At 38.4% G+C, this 22,403-nt stretch carries 15 protein-coding genes; 6 read left to right on the top strand and 9 right to left on the bottom strand.

Annotated features, from left to right (window positions below):
• Positions 1–157: 157 nt before the first annotated feature.
• From UFO1_RS14545 to UFO1_RS14535, 3 genes are all read right to left on the bottom strand, one after another.
• A complete protein-coding gene (locus UFO1_RS14545; protein ID WP_038671927.1) occupies positions 158–937 on the bottom strand; it encodes a bifunctional 2-polyprenyl-6-hydroxyphenol methylase/3-demethylubiquinol 3-O-methyltransferase UbiG in 780 nt (259 codons plus the stop codon).
• 21 nt (positions 938–958) lie between these two features.
• Positions 959–2,893, bottom strand: a complete 1,935-nt coding sequence (locus tag UFO1_RS14540; protein ID WP_038671924.1) for a glycosyltransferase — start codon at positions 2,891–2,893, stop codon at positions 959–961.
• Between the two features lie 215 nt (positions 2,894–3,108).
• Positions 3,109–4,083, bottom strand: coding sequence for a GDP-mannose 4,6-dehydratase (locus UFO1_RS14535; RefSeq protein ID WP_038671923.1), 975 nt, complete (start codon positions 4,081–4,083; stop codon positions 3,109–3,111).
• A 214-nt stretch (positions 4,084–4,297) separates the two neighbouring features.
• On the opposite strand from UFO1_RS14535, the gene UFO1_RS14530 reads away from it, so the two are divergent.
• The 5 genes from UFO1_RS14530 (at position 4,298) to UFO1_RS24810 (ending at position 13,433) form a co-directional block, all read left to right on the top strand.
• Positions 4,298–9,151, top strand: coding sequence for a hypothetical protein (locus UFO1_RS14530; protein WP_038671920.1), 4,854 nt, complete (start codon positions 4,298–4,300; stop codon positions 9,149–9,151).
• 204 nt (positions 9,152–9,355) lie between these two features.
• On the top strand, positions 9,356–10,444 hold the full coding sequence (gene gmd, locus UFO1_RS14525) for a GDP-mannose 4,6-dehydratase (RefSeq protein ID WP_038671918.1): 1,089 nt from the start codon (positions 9,356–9,358) through the stop codon (positions 10,442–10,444).
• 40 nt (positions 10,445–10,484) lie between these two features.
• Positions 10,485–11,429, top strand: a complete 945-nt coding sequence (locus UFO1_RS14520; RefSeq protein WP_038671916.1) for a GDP-L-fucose synthase — start codon at positions 10,485–10,487, stop codon at positions 11,427–11,429.
• Positions 11,430–11,463: 34 nt separating this feature from the next.
• A complete protein-coding gene (locus UFO1_RS14515) occupies positions 11,464–12,669 on the top strand; it encodes a hypothetical protein (RefSeq protein WP_038671915.1) in 1,206 nt (401 codons plus the stop codon).
• Positions 12,670–12,707: 38 nt separating this feature from the next.
• On the top strand, positions 12,708–13,433 hold the full coding sequence (locus UFO1_RS24810) for a hypothetical protein (protein WP_236639207.1): 726 nt from the start codon (positions 12,708–12,710) through the stop codon (positions 13,431–13,433).
• 91 nt (positions 13,434–13,524) lie between these two features.
• On the opposite strand, the gene UFO1_RS14505 is transcribed toward UFO1_RS24810, so the two are convergent.
• Positions 13,525–14,451, bottom strand: coding sequence for a glycosyltransferase (locus UFO1_RS14505; protein ID WP_038671914.1), 927 nt, complete (start codon positions 14,449–14,451; stop codon positions 13,525–13,527).
• Positions 14,452–14,650: 199 nt separating this feature from the next.
• Between UFO1_RS14505 and UFO1_RS14500 the strand changes: the two genes are divergently transcribed.
• Entirely contained in the window at positions 14,651–17,413 is a 2,763-nt protein-coding gene (locus tag UFO1_RS14500; protein WP_038671912.1) for an AMP-binding protein, read from the top strand.
• Between the two features lie 463 nt (positions 17,414–17,876).
• Here the strand turns inward: UFO1_RS14500 and UFO1_RS14495 are convergent, their stop codons facing one another.
• From UFO1_RS14495 to UFO1_RS14475, 5 genes are all read right to left on the bottom strand, one after another.
• Entirely contained in the window at positions 17,877–18,806 is a 930-nt protein-coding gene (locus UFO1_RS14495; RefSeq protein WP_038671910.1) for a glycosyltransferase, read from the bottom strand.
• A 22-nt stretch (positions 18,807–18,828) separates the two neighbouring features.
• The gene (locus tag UFO1_RS14490) at positions 18,829–19,722 is read right to left on the bottom strand and encodes a glycosyltransferase (protein ID WP_051788955.1); all 894 of its coding nucleotides are present in this window, start codon (positions 19,720–19,722) and stop codon (positions 18,829–18,831) included.
• A gap of 32 nt (positions 19,723–19,754) precedes the next feature.
• Positions 19,755–20,306 carry a class I SAM-dependent methyltransferase gene (locus tag UFO1_RS14485; RefSeq protein WP_038671908.1) on the bottom strand — a complete coding sequence of 184 codons (552 nt, stop codon included), beginning with the start codon at positions 20,304–20,306 and terminating at the stop codon, positions 19,755–19,757.
• An 87-nt stretch (positions 20,307–20,393) separates the two neighbouring features.
• Positions 20,394–21,395 (bottom strand): STELLO glycosyltransferase family protein, encoded by a 1,002-nt coding sequence (locus UFO1_RS14480; protein ID WP_038671907.1) that lies wholly within the window; start codon positions 21,393–21,395, stop codon positions 20,394–20,396.
• A complete protein-coding gene (locus UFO1_RS14475) occupies positions 21,392–22,324 on the bottom strand; it encodes a hypothetical protein (protein WP_038671904.1) in 933 nt (310 codons plus the stop codon). Before UFO1_RS14475 ends, UFO1_RS14480 begins: the two co-directional genes overlap by 4 nt.
• Positions 22,325–22,403: the final 79 nt, after the last annotated feature.

The following is a 22,403-nucleotide window of genomic DNA, read 5'->3' as shown; positions in this document are numbered from 1 at the left end:
ATTCTTTTGAGCTGAACAGCATAAAGTCCCCGAAATCCGATCTTTATCTGGGTTCAGGGATTTATTAGTCTGATAGTATGTATATAAACTCTTTTTATCGACATAAAAGACAAAGGCTTCTGCCGGTTAGCACAAGCCTTTGTCTTTTCTTATTCAGTCAACCGACTCTGTTGCCTACAACTGTAAACAGGCGATAAGGCTGCTGATTAGTACCTATTTGGATATGGTTGGTAACTGATATTTCTGTAAACCCTAAAATCTGCAAAAAATTTCCAACAAGCCTGGGGGTCAATTGCCACCACGATTCTAAACAATTTGGATTGTCTAAATTAGGATGTAAAGTCATGGCCGGTAAGTTGTAGTCAATATCTAAAAAAGCCGGTTCAGTGATAATTATTGTTTTTCTTGTAAGTTTGGCGGCGCTTTCAATAGCAGCCAAAGGGTTGCGCATATGCAATAAAATGCAACCTAAAAGGGAAATGTCCACATCACCGATTTCCCGAGGTATTTCATAAGCATTGCCGTAGCAGACATTGGCTTTGGAGTTTAACACACGATGACAAAACCAAAAACTATTATGCAGTTGCTGAATGTGTGGTATACGTTGTGCTATAAAATCTTGGACCTCTTGTGTATATACGCCAGCCTTGGTGCAAAAAGGCACATGATCCCATGCTTGATCTAATGATAAATCAAAGGCTACAACTTCTGCACCTCTTTTTTCCATCTCAAAGCATAAAAATCCGCTGGCAGTGCCTACATCTAATACGCGTTTGCCATTAAAGTTGACATTGCCTAAATAATTATCAATGTTAGCTCGTAAGTCCCATGAACCATTCATTACTCCATAATATGGTAAGTTGATGGTATGATAAAAGTAACAGTCATTTATATTTTGGATATTTCGAGGTGTTTCCCAGATAGAGTACTTTTCCATTTTTATCACTTCCAAGATTATTTACGTTAGCGAGATAGGGATGGCAGAAGTTTGTATAACACTAAAAATAGAATGCTGTAAATCAGCCAATATATTGCTTGATACGTTGGCTGGTTCACCATAAAATTTTGCCAAGTTAAGTCCAAGGACTCTCCATGAATCTAAATTATAAGCACAGGGGTGTATGATATGATAGGCGACAGGGGTAATTATTTTTTTTATAGTACGTTTGTTAGATAAGAAGTTTAGTGGCAGCCAATAATCCCACCAAGGTAATCCAATACAGAAATCTTCGGGCAAAAAACGGGGTAGAACGTTGTTATCAAAGAAAAAATAATCAAAACCGTCAAATATTTGGCCCTCAGCAGGGGCGTCAAGTGATACGATATCAATTCTTGAGCCAAAAACCAAAGAATCTAGCGCATTCTGGTAAATTAATGCCGGAAGATTTTCTCTTAAGAAGTGAATGTCTGAATTGACTATTCCGCATATTCTACAGTCCTGTTTGGCTAAATATGATAAAATATCATCAAAATAAATATAAGGTTTGCCATAATTAGCTCTAGCATCCCGCTGAGCGGCAACAAATTCGACATTTGGGAAATGTGGTTGTAATACAACAAGTTCATCAGAGGCATTTATTGAAACAACCTTGAAACCTAGATGTACCCAGCTACTAATCGCTTGTTTTTGGATATCTAAATTTTTACTTATTGTCAAGGAAGTGGCAATTGTTATCGTAGGGATATTAGGAAGGGGAGTAGCTGTTTCGGAATTTGTTGGTTGGGGTATTTTATTAAAAATAATTTGTGACTGTTTAATAAATGTATAGAGTTCCTGAGAGAAAGAGTTCATTTTGGTAGTATTTTCAATTTTAGCTTGAATTTCACGGGGCAAGTCAGGGCCGGGTTGCGATGTTGGTAGCAGCTCGGAAATTTTTTTTGCTAAATCTTGAAAATTAGTACGTTGAAAATAGATTCCGTACTCATGTTCAAGATGAACATCTAAGTCTGAAACAATAATTGTTTTACCCAACACTTGGCATTCTTGAACAATCATGCTTAAACCCTCGAAAAGGGAAGGTTGCACGACAAACATACTACGCCTGATAAGCTGTATTTGGTCACGACGAGGAATTAGGCCAAGAATATGGACTAGGTCAGTGATGCCAAGTTCGACTATCATTTGTTGTAATTTGGAGAAATAATCGGGATCGCGATAATCAAGATTAAACCCTGTGCAAACAAGATGTACGTCTTGTCCTTGGCTTCTTATCAGTGCGATGGCTTTAAATAAAGCGATATGATTTTTGTGGGTCCAAAACTGGTTACAGCATAAGATAAAGCGGTCAGGTAATTCATACCTTTTTTGTACTTCAACAGAATCAGCAGTATACCATTCCTCATTGGGTAAGGTGGGGATTACTAAAACTTTGGTGACTGCTGCAGAGGAAGGGTAAAATTCGTGAAAATCTTTTTCTACAGCTCGGCTGGTAAGCATGATGAGCTGTGCTTGTGCAGCAATTTCTCCAAATGTTTTATCTCGCGAATCACACTCCTTTTGAGAAAAAAGAAATGGTAAATAACGATGCTGAAAGTCTGGTATCCATGATGCTGCACAGTGGCCAGGGTAAACTTTTGTGTTAACAGGGAATAATAAGTCGATTTTTTCGAATAATTCATCCATGGATATATAGTGAATAAAGGGCGTCTTAATTGTTGCTTGGGCATTTATTATGTTGTTACCAACGAAAATGACAGCATCAAAATATGAGATAAAGGGTTGGTGCAAACTGAAACTGGGCAGAGTATCGTTTGTTACCACAAGAAATAATTGTGGACGCTCATCTTCTGGCAGATAAGCAGCAGCTTTAACAATTGATTCAACGAGAGAAACTCCCGCATACCAAGAGTCTCCGCCGATTATAGGGATGGCAACGCGGATGTTTACACTCATAATACGCTCCTTTCCCGCTCTAATGACCGCAATTACTGAGCTTTTATAAATAATGGGCGTCATAGTTGTAGTATATTCGCAAAAAAGTAAAAATGTTAAATCGTCTTGTAGATACCAATTCAACCGTAGAACTTCTCCGGGTGAATTTTAATAGGCGACCAGTACCAAATTCAGGCAGTAGGTGTAGTAGTGTAGGTTACAAAATTGTGTGACAACTAAAAGGTTTTTAACAAATTTATATCATTAACCACCATTTCTTTAATAATATCTTTAAAAGGGCATGTAGGACGCCATTTAAGATCTTGGTAAATCTTAAAGGAATCACCTAATAATGGAATTTGTTCGGCGGGTCTAAAGAACTCATTGCTTACAACTACGTAGTCTTGATAATCAAGATTAACCACTCCAAAGGCTACCTCTAATAAATCTCTTACGGTATGTGGTATGCCAGTTGCGATTATATAATCAGTAGGGCCTTGTGGATTATTTAGCATGAGCCACATTGCTGTAACATATTCGAGAGCATACCCCCAATCTCTGATCGCATCAATATTACCTAATTCAATTTTTGTTGCCAATCCAAGAGCTATTTTAGCAACACCTGATGTAATTTTTCGCGTGACAAAAGCATGGCTACGGCGCGGCGATTCATGATTATAAGTAAATCCCGTGCAGGCATATAGGTGATGATATTCACGATAATTTTTCACAATATAATAACTTGATAGCTTTGATATTCCATAAATTGAGCGGGGATTAAATTTCGTATGCTCATTTTGAGGTGAATGATCGGCATAGCCAAACATCTCACTTGATCCTGCAAAGTATACTCTACACTTTGGAACAAGCTCTTTAATACTCGATAAAATATAATGAGTAGAAATAAAATTTGAAAAAATAGTACTTACTTCATCTTCAAAGGAATAACTTACAAAACTAGAGGCGGCTAAATGATAGCATTCATCTGGCTGAACTAGTGAAATAAGTTTATAAACGGCTAAATGGTTATCCAATGAGCAGGTATGCAAGTGTATATTATCTAAAACATTTTTTAAATTACTCATTTTAGTAAGTGTTTCCATAGTTGATCGCCTAACGACTCCGTGCACTTCATAGCCCTTATTTAGCAAAAACTCTGCTAAATAAGAGCCGTCCTGACCAGTTATACCAGTGATAAGCGCTTTTTTCATGCTTTTAAAAGCTCCTTTTGAAAATATCGCGTATTTCCAATGTCCTAATTATTTTATGATCAAGTAGGTAAATTAGTGACTGACATATATTGCGGTATTGGTTTCACCAAAATTTTTGTCGTTACATATATTATGGATATAGCTATGATAATTTTGTTTACACAAATCATAGTTAATTGATTTTTAAAATTAATAGCGACAAGGAGCTGGAAGCATGGCTGGGATACGGAGAAGATATAATCTGGAGAAACTGATATCTGAGAACAAAGTACCGGTAGTACATGAGTTACCCGCCGAAATCAATGTGAATCAACTGAAATGGGGATTGCGCGGCAAGCTAGAATCCTTAAATGCAATACAACTGGAAGGCCAAGACATGGTTAGTGTAGCCAATTATCCCATGGTAAAGGAGCAAATGGAGCGCCTGGAAAGCTTACTTGAGCAAGAAATATCAGAACTTAAGAATGAGATAATGAAAATTTACCAATCACAGGCGAACCAGAAAAGTGAGTGGAGTATGATAGAGGTTGAGCGACAAAAGGAGCAGGAAGAACGCGAAGCAGAGTTAACCGAAGAATTACAGGATAAATGGCAGAATGTTTTAGAAAAAATAAACGATTTCCCTCAGGCGATAGAGGAACAACTACAGCTGCAGCAAAGTGTATTTGTTCAAGAAATCTCTGGGATTATAGCCGAATTGGCTGTTTTGCGGCAAGATAAGGAGCAGCGGGAAAAGAAGCAAGAAGAGCGAGAAGTGCAGTTAACGAAAGAACTGCAGGATAAGTGGCAGGAAGTCTTAGGGAAAATAGATGCTTTCCCTAAGGGAATAGAAGAACAGCTACAGTTGCAGCAAAGTATGTTTATGCAAGAGATTTCTACGATTATATCTGAATTGGTCGTTTTGCAGCAAGATAAAGAACAGCGGGCAAGAGAACAAATGGCAGTAGAGATACGCCACTTAATGGATGAAATGGAATTTCATATGTTAGAAGAGGCTGAGCGGCAGAAGGATCAGGAAGAACGTGAATCGCAGTTAACGAAAGAATTGCAGGATAAGTGGCAGGACGTTTTAGGAAGAATAGAAGTTTTTCCTCAGGGGGTAGAGGATCAGCTACAGTTGCAACAAAGCATGTTTATGCAAGAATTTTCTAGAATTATATCTGAATTGGCCGTTCTGCAGCAAGATAAAGAAGAGCGTGAAAGAGAACAAACAGCAGGAAATAATGCGGGATGGGATGTAGCAAAAGAGGTACGCCATTTAATAGACGAAATGGGAGCACATATGTTGGAAGAGGGGCAGTGGCAAAAGAAGCGGGAAGAACGTGAATCGCAGTTAACGGGAGAATTGCAGGATAAGTGGCAGGATGTTTTAGGAAGAATAGAAGCTGTCCCTCAGGGAGTAGAGGAACAGCTACAGCTGCAGCAAAACGTATTGTTGCAGGAAATTTCTAAAATTATATCTGAATTGGCCGTTTTACAGCAAGATAAGGAAGAACGTGAAAAAGAACAAGCAGCAGGAAATAATGCGGGATGGAATGTCGTAGAAGAGGTACGCCATTTAATAGACGAAATGGGAGTACATATGTTAGGAGAGGTTGAGTGGCAAAGAAAGCAAGAAGAACGCGAAGTAGAGTTAACGAAAGAATTGCAGGATAAGTGGCAGGAAATTTTAGGAAAAATAGATGTATTCCCTCAGGGGATAGAGGAACAACTAAAGCTGCAGCAAAGTGTATTTATGCAGGAATTTTCTAAAATTATATCTGAATTGACCGTCTTGCAGCAAGATAAGGAACAGCGGGAAAGAGAACAAACAACAGAAGATAATGCAAAATGGAATGTTGCGGAAGAGATTCGTCATTTAATGGACGAAATCAAAATCCATATGTTGGAAGAGAGCAATCGGCAGAAGAAGAAGGAAGAACGCGAAACAGAGTTAACGAAAGAATTACAGAATAAGTGGCAGGATGTTTTAGGAAAAATAGACGGTTTCCCTCAAGCGATAGAGGAACAGCTACAACCGCAGCAAAATATATTTATGCCAGAGATCTCCACAATTATATCTGAATTGGTCGATTTGAGGCAAGATAAGGAACAACGAGAAAGAGAACAAATAGCAGCAGAAATACGCCATTTAATGGACAAAATGGAAATCCATATGTTAGAAGAGGTTGAGCGACAGAAGGAGCAAGAAGAACGCGATTCACAGTTAAAGAAAGAATTGCGGGATAAGTGGCAGGACGTTTTAGGAAAAATAGATGCATTTCCTCAAGGGATAGAGGAACAGCTACAGATGCATCAAAGCGTATTTATGCCAGAGATCGCTACGATTATATCTGAATTGGCCGTTTTGCGACAAGAGAAGGAACAGCGTGAAAGAGAACAAATAGCAGAAGATAATATGGGATGGAATGTTGTAGAAATACGTCATTTAATGGACGAAATCAAAATCCATATGTTAGAAGAAGTTGAGTGGCAGAAGAAGCAGGAAGAAAGCGAATCACAGTTAACAAATGAATTGCAGAATAAGTGGCAGGAAGTCTTAGGAAAAATAGAATGTTTCCCTGAAGCTATAGAGGAACAACTACAACGTCAGCAAAGCGTATTCGTGCAAGAGATCTCTAAGATTATATCTGAATTGACTGCTTTGCAACAAGATAAGGAACAGTGGGAAAGAGAACAAATAGCAGAAGATAATGCAAAATGGAATATTACAGAAGATATACGCTATTTAATAGACGAAATGAAAATCCATTTGCTAGAAGAGGTCAATCAGCAGAAGAAGCAGGAAGAAAGAGAAATGCAGTTAACGAAAGAATTGCAGAATAAGTGGCAGGACGCTCTAGAAAAAATAGACGCATTTCCTCAGGTAATGGAGGAACATCTAGAGTTGCAGCAAAACGTATTTATGCAGGATGTTGCAAAGAAGATAGAGGGGATCCCTCAAACTATAGAAGAACAGCTACAGTTACAGCAAAACGTATTTATACAGGATGTTTCAGGGAAAATAGAGGGCATTCCTCAAGCTATAAAAGAGCAACTACAGTTAGAGCAAGGCGTATTAATGCAGGATGTTGCAAAGAAGATAGAGGGCATTCCTCAAGCTATAAAAGAGCAACTACAGCTACAGCAAAGCGTATTTATGCAGGATGTTTCAGGGAAAATAGAGGGTATTCCTCAAGCTATAAAAGAGCAACTACAGTTAGAGCAAAGCGTATTTATGCAGGATGTTTCAGGGAAAATAGAGGGTATTCCTCAAGCTATAAAAGAGCAACTACAGTTAGAACAAAACGTATTTATGCAGGATGTTTCAGGGAAAATAGAGGGCATTCCTCAAGCTATAAAAGAGCAACTACAGTTAGAGCAAGGCGTATTAATGCAGGATGTTGCAAAGAAGATAGAGGGCATTCCTCAAGCTATAAAAGAGCAACTACAGCTACAGCAAAGCGTATTTATGCAGGATGATCTAGAGTTGCAGCAAAACGTATTTATGCAGGATGTTTCAGGGAAAATAGAGGGTATTCCTCAAGCTATAAAAGAGCAACTACAGTTAGAGCAAAGCGTATTTATGCAGGATGTTTCAGGGAAAATAGAGGGCATTCCTCAAGCTATAAAAGAGCAACTACAGTTAGAGCAAGGCGTATTAATGCAGGATGTTGCAAAGAAGATAGAGGGTATTCCTCAAGCTATAAAAGAGCAACTACAGTTAGAGCAAAGCGTATTAATGCAGGATGTTGCAAAGAAGATAGAGGGGATCCCTCAAGCTATAGAAGAACAGCTACAGTTACAGCAAAACGTATTTATACAGGATGTTTCAGGGAAGATAGAGTGCATACCTCAAGCTATAAAAGAGCAACTACAGTTAGAGCAAAGCGTATTTATGCAGGATGTTTCAGGGAAAATAGAGGGTATTCCTCAAGCTATAAAAGAGCAACTACAGTTAGAGCAAGGCGTATTAATGCAGGATGTTGCAAAGAAGATAGAGGGGATCCCTCAAGCTATAGAAGAACAGCTACAGTTACAGCAAAACGTATTTATGCAGGATGTTTCAGGGAAAATAGAGGGTATTCCTCAAGCTATAAAAGAGCAACTACAGTTAGAGCAAAGCGTATTTATGCAGGATGTTTCAGGGAAAATAGAGGGGATCCCTCAAACTATAGAAGAACAGCTACAGTTACAGCAAACCGTATTTATACAGGATGTTTCAGGGAAAATAGAGGGCATTCCTCAAGCTATAAAAGAGCAACTACAGTTAGAGCAAAGCGTATTTATGCAGGATGTTTCAGGGAAAATAGAGGGCATTCCTCAAGCTATAAAAGAGCAACTACAATTAGAGCAAAACGTATTTATGCAGGATGTTTCAGGGAAAATAGAGGGCATTCCTCAAGCTATAAAAGAGCAACTACAGTTAGAGCAAAGCGTATTAATGCAGGATGTTGCAAAGAAGATAGAGGGGATCCCTCAAACTATAGAAGAACAGCTACAGTTACAGCAAACCGTATTTATACAGGATGTTTCAGGGAAGATCGAGTGCATCCCTCAAGCTATAGAAGAACAATTACAGTTGCAGCAAAACATATTTATGCAGGAGTTTTCTAAGATTACATCTGAAGTAGCTGCTTTGCAGCAAGATAAGGAACAGCAGGAAAGAGAAGAACAGGCAGGAGAAAATGTAAAATCGAATGTCGCGGAAGAGGTACGCCATTTAAAGGACGAAATGGGAACTATCCGGCATATGTTAGAAGAAGTAGCTGGATGTTCTAGAAGACTAACAGAAATATTACAGCAGAAAGACGTAATTAGTAAAGAAATATTGCTGCTCAAAGTTGAGTTGACAGCTCTCCGCAAAGCGCAGGAACAGGCAAATCAACAAATAGAACAGCAGCAGGTAAATGAACAAATAGAGGAGTACAGTTCTGAAGAACTGGCTACTTGCCCTCAAACGATAGTAGAGCAATTGTTGCAGCAGGGAAATATGGTTAATCACGAAATATTGTCGCTAAAAGAGGAATTGGCAGTTATTACACAATTACACGCAAAGAAGCTAAGACGAAGAAAACGGCATCATTGACATTTAATGTAACGAAGATCCTGAAGGTTCTGATTTGGAAAGACCTTTCAGGGTCTTTTTTACGGATGTACCTTTCAGTAGAAAAGTGCATAGTATGAAAGTGAACAGCAGCATAGTGACTAAGGATTTTTAGGGACGGGGAAGTTGCCGACGAATTTTTAGTGCACTATATAGACGAAGGCAGAGAAAGGAAGATAAACTAGTATGGATAAAATTGCTTTAATTACTGGGATAACAGGTCAAGATGGGGCATACTTGGCTGATTTTTTACTTAAAAAGGGCTATATCGTCCATGGCATAAAACGAAAAAGCTCACTTCTAAATACAGCAAGAATAAACCATCTGTATCAAGATAGTCATGAACAAAATGTTAATTTTTTCCTGCACTATGGTGATTTGACAGATTCAACCAATCTGATTCGAATTATTCAGGAAGTTAAGCCGGATGAAATTTATAATCTGGCTGCGCAAAGTCATGTCCAGGTTTCCTTCGATACGCCTGAGTATACAGCTAACGCGGATGGACTTGGCACCCTTAGGTTACTTGAAGCTTTACGTATATTGGGTATGCAAAAGAAGGTTAAGTTCTATCAGGCCTCAACCAGTGAGTTATATGGGAAAGTTCAGGAAATTCCCCAGCGGGAAACTACACCGTTTTATCCTCGCAGTCCTTATGCTGCAGCCAAGTTATATGCCTACTGGATTACTGTCAATTACCGCGAAGCCTATGGAATGTTTGCCTGTAACGGAATATTGTTCAACCATGAATCACCGATAAGGGGAGAGACTTTTGTCACTCGGAAAATAACCAGGGCTGTGGCCTGCATCAAACTGGGATTAGGTAATATATTATACTTGGGTAATTTGAATGCAAAAAGAGACTGGGGTTTTGCCGGTGATTATGTTAAGGCCATGTGGCTTATGCTTCAGCAGCAAGAACCGGAAGATTACGTAATCGCAACAGGTCAAACCCATTCGGTACGTGAATTTGTAGAACTAGCATTTAAGAATATCGATATTACTATTGAGTGGCGGGGAGTGGGGCTTGAAGAACACGGCGTGGATGCTATGACCGGCAAAGTATTGGTGCGTATTGATCCACGTTATTTTCGGCCAACTGAAGTTGATATTTTGCTGGGCGATGCAACAAAGGCTAAAGATAAATTGAATTGGCAGCCGGAAGTCTGTTTCCATGAATTAGTAAAGATGATGGTTGATGAAGATACAAAAATAGTTGAACGTGATTGTTTGTGTAAAGAGCATGGGTTTCCTATTAACAGCCATTTTGACTAAATTTTATATGCGGTGATTTGTGACCGTATGGGAGGCAGGTATGAATAGGACAGCGAGAATTTATGTAGCAGGGCACAGTGGCTTGGTAGGTTCTGCTATAATCCATAGATTGCGAGAGTGTGACTGCGAAAATGTGATAGTTCGATCCAGCAAAGAATTGGATTTACGTGACCAGACAGCCGTTAATCATTTTTTTGCAACGGAGCGGCCAGAATATGTGTTTCTAGCAGCCGCAAAAGTAGGCGGTATACTAGCCAATAGCGTTTTCCCTGCCCAATTTATTTATGACAATATCATGATAGAAACTAATATTATACACGCTGCATATAAATCAGGGGTGAAAAAGTTATTATTACTAGGAAGTTCATGCATCTATCCAAAGTTTGCCCTCCAACCGATAAAAGAGGAGTATTTAATGACAGGCAAATTGGAGTCTACCAATGAGGCTTATGCAGTTGCAAAAATTGCTGGAATCGAATTATGCAAGGCTTATAATCAGCAGTATGGTACTAATTTTATATCTGTCATGCCGACAAATCTGTATGGCCCTAACGATAACTTTGATCTGGCATCGGCCCATGTCCTTCCGGCACTTATAAGGAAATTTCATGAGGCTAAAGTGAATAGCAATTCGAGTGTTGACATATGGGGTACTGGAAAACCCCGCCGCGAGTTTCTCTATATTGATGATCTTGCTGATGCCTGTCTTTTCCTTATGGATGAGTATGAGGGAAGTGAGCCAATTAACGTTGGCGTTGGTGAAGATATCTCGATCGCTGAGTTGGCTGAACTAGTTGCCGGAATCGTGGGGTATCAGGGTAACATTGTGTATAATGCTCAAATGCCGGATGGAACACCCCGCAAACTATTGGATATTTCGAAACTCACAGCGCTAGGTTGGCGGCCTAGAATAGTGTTAGAAGATGGGATTCGTAAAACGTACCAGTGGTATATTTTTGATAATTTAGAAAGCCAGAACCTTTGATTTGCCTAGAATACTGGTGAAAGTTGGGGAAAATATGATACAAATAAAGCCGCACATCGAACACCAGGCGGTATGTCCGGAGTGTAATAATCCCGTTGATCCCTTTAAAGTATTATGGCAGGGAATACATACTTGCGCTGTTTGTAAGTGCGCTTCTTGCCAAACGTCGTTTATTGAAGATTTTCGGGTCAGTCATGCTATGACCGCTCCTTTTAAATTAAATCTAGCCAGTGGGCAGCTTTTTCAACTGGATGGTGATGAAGGATATAAGTCATGGTTTGGAATACCGCTTCAAATGTCAATTTTCAGACCTAAATATGACCAAAATCTGGAGTTTCAAGTCGAAAAGAGATTGGAAGCAAAAAAGGTTATTATTATTAATTGTCTTCATTTCCTCTATGGCGATGCATTATTAAAATTGCTTAGTGTTGAATTTTATCTGAGGGAAAAGCCTGAATTTAATACGATTGTTTTAATACCGAAAATTTTGCAGTGGATGGTACCGGATGGGGTTTCTGAAATATGGACAATAAACATCCCTTTAGCTAAGATGCTAAACTTTTACCCTCAATTAGACCAATTTATTTATAAGGAATGCCAGCGCTTTGATACTATATATTTAAGTAAAGCTCATTATCAGCCGCATTGCCCAGAAATTGCTCGATATACTGGTGTTGAAAAGTATAATTATGAAAAACAGGATTGTCGGATTACTTTTATTTGGCGAGACGATCGTGTTTGGTGTAAAGTTAACCCTTATTTGCATCATAAGCTCGACCCAGAGCTTCGCAGAAGCGGACTTCGACAACAAAATTCAAACATTTGTTGCTTCTTTGAACAGCTTAGACTGCGATTCCCTAATGCAAAATTTACCATTGCTGGTTTAGGTGTGGCTACAGCTTTTCCCGAGTGGATCGATGACCGGAGAGTGGAAAAATACACAGATAATTTAGAACAGGCAACTTGTAAAATCTATGGGGAAAGCCGGTTAGTGATCGGCGTGCATGGCTCTAATATGCTTTTGCCGTCAGCCCATGCAGGAATGACTCTTGATTTGATTCCGGACGATCGTTGGGGGAATCTGGCGCAGGACACTATTTATCAAGATATTGATGTACGTGTGGCAGTACATCAATATCTGTATTTGCCACTATCAACAGATATTAACTTATTAGTTACTATTGCGTCTAATCAGCTTAAAAAGTATGATGAACAATATAAAATTGGCTATACCAGTTAATGGAATAGCATAGAAATAATCTTTTGGAGGAGTAGGGTTTGACACAAAACGGTGTTATAACTATTGCTACATCATTGGCTCCAGGAAAAAAATTAGATGAGCAAAGGAAAGTCATTAACAGTTGGTGCAAAATGGGGTTTAAATGTGTATCAATTAATGCGCCGGATGAAATAGCTATATTAGAAAAGGATTTTCCTGATATTGAATTTGTAGTAGCGGTTCGTGATGCAAGAAAAGAATTTGGCAAGCCGTATATTTATTTTGATGATTTTTTGGCATATTTTGCTGGAAGCGATTCTCAAATATGTGGAATTGTCAATTCGGATATTTATTTAATGGGGGAAAATTTTCATTCATTTATTTCTAAAGAAGCTGTCAATTCTTTACTGTATGGTTCACGGATTGATATTAAAACACTTGATAATTTGCAAGGAAAGTTATATCAATGGGGTTTCGACTATTTTTTCTTTGACCGTAAACTTATTCATTACTATCCTAATTCGGATTTTTGTATTGGGCTGCCGTGGTGGGACTATTGGATCATACTTGTAGCCATATTATGCGAAATTCCAGTTAAGAAAGTGACGGATATGTTAGCTTATCATGTCAAGCATAAAAATGGCTGGAATAAAGACTCATGCCTATTGCTAAAGGATGCAATGCTAATGTATGTAAAACCTATCAATAATGGTGTAAAACGTAATTATGTAGAACATATATTGGAGTTTATTCGTGAAAACTCAATATATGTTTCATTGAATTAAGATGGAAAATATATACTGATTATTATTTAATTAAAGATAAAAAAAGTGCTGCCTAAGCTGTAATTAGGCAGCACTTTTTTTAAGATAGTTATCACAGGATTTCCTCTATAAATTGATATAGTTGTTTCGCTCGGATTTGTACGGTTGCATTTTGAATAACGTATTGGTAGCCGCGTTCGGCGATCTCCTTTCTTTTTTCTGGTCTTGCTAAGTAGTATTCGATCTTTTGGTTTAAATCATCATACCCGTCGGTAAATATAATACAGTCTTTCATCTCACGACTTGCTGAAGGAATTTCGTTACTGATTAAGAATCCGCCACATGCCAGTACTTCAAAGAAACGGAGATTCATGGTATCCCAAATTACCGAATCCTGTCCAGTGAAGTTTAATATAATTTTTGCACTGGAGTAGAGAGTGGCCAAATCATCGTGAGTGATATATCCCTGTGACAGTTTGGCGAACATTCTACTATAGGGATGTGGCTGTAATTTCCAATTGCCAAACAATCCGAATTTATAGTTAGTCGCTGGATAGAGATAGCGCATAGTGAGTTCTTCCCCTTTAATGTCGTTTCCGACATAAGCGATATCGTATTCGTAGTATGGGTTAGTAACTTTTTGGTAAAATATTTCTGTATCTGCTGCCAGAGGTAGAAGAATGCCGGAATATCCGGCTTGAAGATGAATATCTAGCAGCCTTTGTGAAAGAAAAGCATAACCGTCATATCCTAACTTTTGTAATTGGGATAAAACGATGTCTGACCCTTCATTATAAAAATTCTGAAAATAAAGTATGTGTCTTCGGGCAAAAGAACCTGGTAGTGTGTCGTTCAGGTGAATCATCACATCAATCTTGGCTGATGGCCTAACATTTGGGGCGTACACTTGAGCCGATGTAACACCTGCTAACTGCCGCAGTTCCCTACATAAAGACTCGGCGTAGGGTTCTTCCCCAATAACGTGTCCTCTAAGCCGTTCTATTCCTTTTGGCCATTTCATTAAAAAACCGATATGCATAACTTCATCTCCCTGAATCTAATAGTATTATGGTTTCCAGCGAGTCTTTTGAGATACTATCAGAACCTCCGCTTATTTTTTTGATTGTTAACGATTTTCTTAGTATTATCCGCTTGTTACGCACGTTGGGATAACAATGGTAACCTTTTATGGAGAGTCAGAATATAGTATATTAGATGCTTGAAAAGGGGGAGCGGTTATGGAGATTTGTAATTTGCCCGATATTCAAATATATAATAACAGTCAGTGGAGTCAGTTGAGGCTATCGGAATGTGGCGCTAAAATCAGATGGCTAAGTGATAACATCCAGCGAGAATTTCCAAATGAAAAGAAAATTGGTCTTATTTTCTCTTCCTCACCGGAGTTAATTTTGTATTGGCTTGCGATATTGGATGCCGGAAAGGAGCCTTTGATACTACAATATCCTACCAAAAAGCAAAGCTATGAATATTGGTTGGATTCCATTCAACATATTGTGAAAACAGTTGGTTTAGAAGGAATACTCTGTGCCAGCGAAATTGCGCACTTTACTTTACAGTTACCCATTCACACGATGCAATGCAATGGCGAAATCATGGATGCACCATCGAGGTGCGAATTCATTTCAGATGAAGGAGCTATTATTCAGCTTTCCTCTGGGACGACAGGTCATAGAAAAGCCATACGCTATAAGCTGGTTGATTTATATCGTCATGTGCTCCATTACAATCAAGTATTGCAATTAACGGAGAAAGACTGCATTGTATCTTGGCTGCCTCTGTATCACGATATGGGTTTCATCGCCTGTTTTGTCATGCCGCTGTATCTTAATATCAAGGTTGTTATGATGGATCCCATGGAATGGATCAATAACCGTCCACTTCTTTATGATACTATTGAGAAGCTTCAAGGGACGATTTGCTATATGCCGAATTTCGGCTTTGAAGTGATGGCGCGGATTACGCCGGAACGGCCTTTGCCCTCCATGCGCCGTTGGATTTCCTGTTCTGAGCCGTCTCATTGGGAAACGCTAAGCAAATTTTGTGCGGTGAGCAGAACAAATGTTGAAACGTTGTGTACGTGCTACGCTATGGCAGAAAACGTATTTGCAGTATCCATCAGTAACGGTTTGCGTACGATTTCGAAGTGCAACAAGCAGATTGTCAGCTGCGGGGTATTAATTCCGGGAACTGCTGTGAAATTGGTTGATGGCGAAATTTATGTAAAAAGCAGCACATCCATTATCGGATATATGAACGGGGACCCCATCATTGATAATGAGGGATATTATCCAACTGGTGACATGGGATTTATGGAAAATGGCGAACTGTTCGTTGAGGGACGCAAACATGATGTCATGATTCAGGCTGGCGAAAAGATATTATTGAGTGAGATGGACTATCTGGTGAATCAGGCAATTATGTATTGTGAGGGGCGATGTGCCGCTATTTGCCTGCATGACGAAAGAATTGGGACACAAAAATTGGCCATTATTTTAGAGCAGGAGCGAGTATGGGATAAGCAGGAGTGGACTAGGGTATACCAACTATTGACGAAAGTTTTGCCTGTAGAAAGCTTTGAATTGCATTTTGTGCCCACGGAGTTTATTACCAAGACTTCTTCCGGCAAGATCAACCGTAATAAAACGACGACAGACTTTTTGAAATTCCAGTCATGGCAAAACCAGCAAAATGTGCTGGAACAAGAAGAAACTATTGAAACTATTATTCAGTCTTATTTTTCGAATATACCTCATGACCTGCCTATAGCCACAATTCTTGACTCTATGGGGTTACTGATTATGGATGCGGTTGCATCTGACTTCAATGTTGCAATTTCACGGGATATGTCAATAGCACAAATCACGGAATTGGTTCATAGCAATCAAATGATGCTGAATCATACCACAAAACTGGGCGACAATAAAGTCATAAAGATTGTATCCGTGATGGACTATCTAGTTCCTGGTATGTTTACATCGGAAGATATAAACAAAATTTCGAATGCTCTAGGAGCTCCAGTCACATTTGAGCACGTCTGCATGCCACCGGCCTATTTTATGCTTTTGGATTTGTTATTTTGTGATTATTTCTTGTGTAGGGACATGGATAATAGATATTCCGACTATTACGAATGCGTAAATAAAATCAAAGAGGCCAGCGTATTGTTAACTGATGATTCCGCGGAATTTATAATTGGAGCGGGCTGCCAATTTGCGGTTATGAGCAGAAAACTCCAGAGAAAACGCATTAGCGATTATTGGGCAGTCAGATGGCAAAAGTATTCTAGAAATCATTATATGCTTCCAGTGGGTGATATCGTTGCCGGCACTGATATTCCTCTTGATACCCGGACAGCGTGGATCAATGCCCTTGCCGAATATTTAAATATACCGATATTTAAGGCGGCTCATTTCAAATCACATGCTCAGTATACACAAGGATGGGATCATTTTGCTTTTCAGGAATTTAACCACCAATGGACTAACGAGGAACGCAACCAACTGTTAAATGCTCTAATCGCCTTCTTATTGAAAAATAAAGATAAAATCAAAATGAAATCGGTTCCGCAATATACTGGGGTGATGAGTAATCCTATATACAGTGACTTGTGGCATTTTTGTGCATGGTGTGTAAACCCGGTAGTCGTTGAAAAAGTGATCAGACGCTTTAACAAATTCATTATCCACGGTTTTCCCAACAGTATTCCGTATCTTACTAAGCGATTAAAAGAGGAGAATAAAGTATCTACTTTTCTCAATACCCTTGGCCATAATAATAAAATTATAGGTGTGAACGAAGCTGAATATGACTGTATTATTCAAGCTGGTGGTTGGGGCATTCCCAATACCAATTTGCCGGTTATTGCCATGATGCTGGCTGGTGGGGAACGCACGTATAACCTGCCTGCAGGATTTGTGCTGACAGAAGATGATTTTACTATAAGTCTAGCGGCATTGCGGAGATATTTATTAAGATTATAATGGGATTGTATGCTATCTAGTAGATTAAATGCTCCATTCAGCATTTGCATGTGGTATTCGTTTGCTTTATCCGATGACTAAACCGCTCTAAGACTCCTATCTTGATCTCGTTAACAGCCTGTAATTCCCTGCCCTCGACGGTCAGAGAAACAGGCTATAAACTCGAAGTAAGTTCGCGCTACGGATTTTCGAACCCAAGGCTCACTTATACAAGTGGGAGTTAAGAGCGGCTAAGTCCCTGGATAAGCGCGGCTAAGATTTAGGTGGAGTTAAAACTCCATCTGAATCAAGTCTTCTTTATGATATTGTATTCATTTGGACTGACGGCTATGATAAAAAAGGCACTGTAAATTATTCATTGTGAATAAATTTACAGTGCCTTCTCTAATGGTGATAGCCTCCAAACTGTAACCGAACATTTCCGAAAATTCGACTGTATTATTTGTTTTCATTACAGGAGAAATTATACTATTTCTTGCAGATAATTATATAATTTATTGACTCGGGCCTGAATACTTGCGTGATTAATTACATATTGATAACCATTGTCTGCTATTTCCTGTCGTTCTTTGGTTCTTGTAAGATAATAATCAATTTTATTTATTATATCTAATCCGCCGTTTGTAACTACCATACATCCTTGCAATTCATCCTCAAAACCAGGTACATAATCACTAATCAGAAAACCTTTGCAGGCCATGACCTGAAATGGTCTATCTGTCATAGCTCCCCAGTTGACCTGATCCGGAAAGGTAAAATTCAAACTTATTTTAGCATTGGAATATAAGAGGGGAACTTTGTCATAATCTAGTCTTCCCTTGCAAATTCTTGAAAAAACTTTTTGGGCAAAATAATCACCGTCTTCCCACGCGCCAAAGAGAGCAAAATTATAATTTAACATTGGTGATAAATATTGCATTGTCCTACCATGGCCTTTTATATCATTGCCAACAAAAACTACATCATAATTGTAGCCCGTATCTGTCTCTCTAGGAAAGAATTTAGTCAAATCAGCACCAAAGGGCAAATATATTCCATGATAGCCTTGACTTTCGTGAAGGGCAAGCAATTTTTTTGAAATGAAAATATATCCATCATATCCCGATGGACGAAGTCGTTCTAGAATAGTATTCATTCCCTCACCAAAGCCATTTTGCAAATAGAGTATATTCTTTTTAGCTAAACTCGATATAGGCTCTGTATCATTTACGTAAATCATAACATCTAATGGAGTATCAGGGCGTGTGACAAGGTCATATTGTCTGGCAAACTCAACCCCCGGCAATTTGGAAAGTTCATTACAGACAGATCTAAAATAGTATGCCTCACCAATAATCCAGCCATTTTGATACATTTGATTGATGTCCCATTTAAGATAGAACCCAATTTTCACCAAATCACGCTCCGTAAAATTTTTATTCCCACAAATGTTTAGTGGTGAATTCTGACAGGAGTTTGGTAAGTGCCTGCTTTGGATAATATCCGAGGTGATTATTTGCATTCTCCAATTTTTGAAACCATAATTGGATTAACTCCTGGTTATCAGGGAGTATGCCATTGCTAAGGGTTTGATGGATTTGGAACTCTTCTTCCGTTGGGGTTATTCCTAGCTCATGTATTTGTGCTAATCGTATCCTTCCTGCTTCTATTTGCTGTTCAAAATTATATTTCATAGTTACCTGGTGGGAATGTATCCTATATTTTAGTAAAATATCAGGAATATTTGCGAAGTGTGTTTTAGATAATAACTGTCTCCACAAATCATAATCTTCTGTATAGTGATATAAGGGATTGTAACTAACATTATATTCCGAAAACAAATTCTTTCTCATCATTACTACTGGATGAACAAAGGCCGAGCGGAATAAAAGCTTACATTTAATATCATCTGAATCCGTTTCATAACACCATACTTGATCTCGCTGCCCAAATATATGAACAGAGCTGCCGCATACGCCAATATGTGAATTTTCTTCCATAAATAGTACTTGCTGTTCCAAACGATGTGGAAGACTGATATCATCACAATGCATAATGGCTATATAAGTGCCGCTTGCGTTTGCAATGGCTTTGTTTAAAGCTGTACTTGTGCCAAGATTAGTTGTATGACATAGTAGATTTATTCGTGAATCTTTATATGTGTTTATAATTTCAACACTGTTATCGCTCGAACCATCATCAACTATCAAAAATTCAAAATCTGAAAACGTTTGGTTAAGAATACTTTCAATAGATTCCCGAATATACATACTTCCGTTGTACACCGGCATTGCAACAGTAACCGCGGGATTATTCTTTAAATGAATCATAATCAGATTCTCCTACCTATTCAAATAATAATTTAACTTTTTTGTCCACACCACAAACTACCACTGAGTATTGCTCCATTCAATTGTAATGCTGTTATTGCTTCCTTAATTTCCGGGTGATCAGAAGAAGTATAATTATGACATACTAGAAATCCGCCGACTCTTATTTTGGGACACCATTCTAAAATATCTTGTTTAATAGACTCAGAACTATGAGTTGTATTAACAAATACCATTTGTATGGATTCATCGCCAAACTCTTTTGCGGCCTCAATATGATCCATCATTAGAAAACGTATTTTATCATTCACTTTAAATTCTTTGATATTCTTCATAAATGCATTTAAAATATCAAATGACTCAGAAAAATTGTCTATGCAATATAGAATACTGTCTGTAGATAATGCTGACGCAATCATGATACTACTGCGTCCCTGAAATGATCCTAATTCCACTGTTTTTGATCCTTGTGGCAATTGTTTCACAATCCATTGCATGCAAATGGCTTCTTCGCGAGTAAACAATCCATTAATTTTATCAAACTCCTGCCATATACCACCTGAAGTAGCGTAATAATTACTCATACATTCACCTCTAGAATCATAAGGTACTTACTCTTTATTATATTAGCTGTTGTCTGAATATGTTACATGACAGTGCTAAGCAGTGTTTCATATATATGGACGCTTTTGCAATCCGGCTATATCTTTAAGCCAAGCCTCCAATATTATCATCTCAGCTGCCTGCACAATTCCGGCACCAAGTAAAGCACGATAGGATTCATAAAGATTATCTTCCACACTATACCGGGAATGAACGATAGGAGCAATCGTATCAATAATTTTTTCTGGATATAAGTAACAAGGAATTTCCGATTTAAAGTCTTGTAAATAATCATGTTTATTTCTTTCTTGTACTACTGTTGCTCCGGTAAAGCCTAGATGCAATCCTAAAGTCCATAAAATAGGCTGGGCAACATAGCCTCGCAGAATGTCGGTAAAACGGAAGGTGACAGTAGCTGGAAGATATAATAGTGGAAATGCTTCCCGGCAAAAGGCAGTATTTTGGGAATTGAAAGGACACACAACTTTCGAGGCAAGAACTACGGGCTCTCTATCATTGAAAAAGCACGGTTTATTATTAGTTAATCGATAGATGGCATCCACATCAGGGTCACCGTCTGCCAATCCCTGCCAGATACCAATAGAAACATCTTTTTTTACTAACTCAGAAGTAGAGGGTTCTATTGCTGTATAAATTTGCTTTAAGGGAAAACCTCGTGGCCAAATAGGATCATTGGTAAAAAGCTTATATATATTTGTAAAGCCTTTATTAGAGGCAATCTGATAAAATCCTGTGAAGGGAGGAATGCTCCAATTTGCTTTAGGAATATTATCATCGTCAGAGTCTACGATGGTATTTGCCCCAGATCGTATGGCCTCAATATATCCTATCATCTTCCGGCAGTAGTGATTTAGGGGGAGAACGTCAAAAAGATATCCCCCTGAAGTTTGCTGATCCCTTAGCGACAAAAAAACAACATTATCATAATACCATTCAGGAGGGGTCTTCTCATCAGCCACTATAATAAGCTGCCAGCCTTGTATTTTTTCAAATTGCTCTACCGCCTTTGTTGGTGGTGAAATACTAGTGATTACAATCGCTTTATTCATAGATTTTTATCACTCCAAGTAGATATTTTTATGGGATGAATGTACAATTGTCTGATTTCAAAACCTTGCAACAAGCATTGTAAATCGTAATTTTTTTGCTGTGCATAAAGAATAGTGTTAAAATCCCAGAACTCCGTACCATACCAGAGGGTTTCTTTTTCGGTGACAATATGTTTACAGGCAAGCAGCATAGCCGTAGGAATAGCTGACTCTACAAATAATCCTATAGCGGCCAAAATACCGCTATAATGGCAAAATGGTTGCATTGATTTTGCCGGTATAATAATAAAATCCGAATACCCCATGGCAAGGGGATAGGGCATCGGGTATGATCCATAGGCTGCGATTTTCTCTGCTACCATTGCAATAAACGATTTGCTGCAACTTAGATAATTACCATTACAATTTTCTATATTTCGTGCCGTAATATCTCGACAATAAATATTATGTTTATGGAACTTTTTCATTGCTTGTTCATAGGAAGGCAAGAGTTCATTTACCTTTACAAAGGTATCTTTGTGGCAAACTCTAGAGAATGTTTGTATTGCTGACAGTGAATGTGTCCAATTTTTAAAGTTAACATCAGAAAGGGAAATCAACTCTTTTATATAAGCGGAATTACTGCCTAATCTTAATTCTTGCAATATATTTGATTCATTAATGTCAGGATGTAAGATTAAATCATCAGCAATAAAAATATAATGACTAAACTTTTCGTGATAGATAGATTTATAAGCTTGGGCAAAATATCCTTGGAAAGTATATGAATTCTCATATATAGGAATAACTTGCGGGTTATCTCCTTGGTAAAATGGGATAAGGTGGTAAATATTGCTAAAGCGAGAGGAATACAGTTTGTGCAGCTTATCGATATTGTCATGTTTATGATTATAAACAAAGACACAACATACTTGCTTATTGTCAGCCACTAAAAACTTCTCCCTTCTATAAAAGTAGGCTACAGTTGACGGTATTCCTGTACTATTAATGTATGCTTCTTTAATAAAG

Source organism: Pelosinus sp. UFO1, assembly GCF_000725345.1.
GTDB lineage: Bacteria > Bacillota > Negativicutes > DSM-13327 > DSM-13327 > Pelosinus.
Note: the sequence above shows the minus strand (reverse complement) of the source record. Positions and strands in the feature narration are given on the sequence as shown.

What these genes read in the sequence shown, in the direction of transcription:
- UFO1_RS14545 (WP_038671927.1), bottom strand. Translation starts at nt 937, where the DNA reads ATGGAAAAGTACTCTATCTGGGAAACACCTCGAAATATCCAAAATATA.
- UFO1_RS14540 (WP_038671924.1), bottom strand. Translation starts at nt 2,893, where the DNA reads ATGAGTGTAAACATCCGCGTTGCCATCCCTATAATCGGCGGAGACTCT.
- UFO1_RS14535 (WP_038671923.1), bottom strand. Translation starts at nt 4,083, where the DNA reads ATGAAAAAAGCGCTTATCACTGGTATAACTGGTCAGGACGGCTCTTAT.
- UFO1_RS14530 (WP_038671920.1), top strand. Translation starts at nt 4,298, where the DNA reads ATGGCTGGGATACGGAGAAGATATAATCTGGAGAAACTGATATCTGAG.
- gmd (WP_038671918.1), top strand. Translation starts at nt 9,356, where the DNA reads ATGGATAAAATTGCTTTAATTACTGGGATAACAGGTCAAGATGGGGCA.
- UFO1_RS14520 (WP_038671916.1), top strand. Translation starts at nt 10,485, where the DNA reads ATGAATAGGACAGCGAGAATTTATGTAGCAGGGCACAGTGGCTTGGTA.
- UFO1_RS14515 (WP_038671915.1), top strand. Translation starts at nt 11,464, where the DNA reads ATGATACAAATAAAGCCGCACATCGAACACCAGGCGGTATGTCCGGAG.
- UFO1_RS14505 (WP_038671914.1), bottom strand. Translation starts at nt 14,451, where the DNA reads ATGCATATCGGTTTTTTAATGAAATGGCCAAAAGGAATAGAACGGCTT.
- UFO1_RS14500 (WP_038671912.1), top strand. Translation starts at nt 14,651, where the DNA reads ATGGAGATTTGTAATTTGCCCGATATTCAAATATATAATAACAGTCAG.
- UFO1_RS14490 (WP_051788955.1), bottom strand. Translation starts at nt 19,722, where the DNA reads ATGATTCATTTAAAGAATAATCCCGCGGTTACTGTTGCAATGCCGGTG.
- UFO1_RS14485 (WP_038671908.1), bottom strand. Translation starts at nt 20,306, where the DNA reads ATGAGTAATTATTACGCTACTTCAGGTGGTATATGGCAGGAGTTTGAT.
- UFO1_RS14480 (WP_038671907.1), bottom strand. Translation starts at nt 21,395, where the DNA reads ATGAATAAAGCGATTGTAATCACTAGTATTTCACCACCAACAAAGGCG.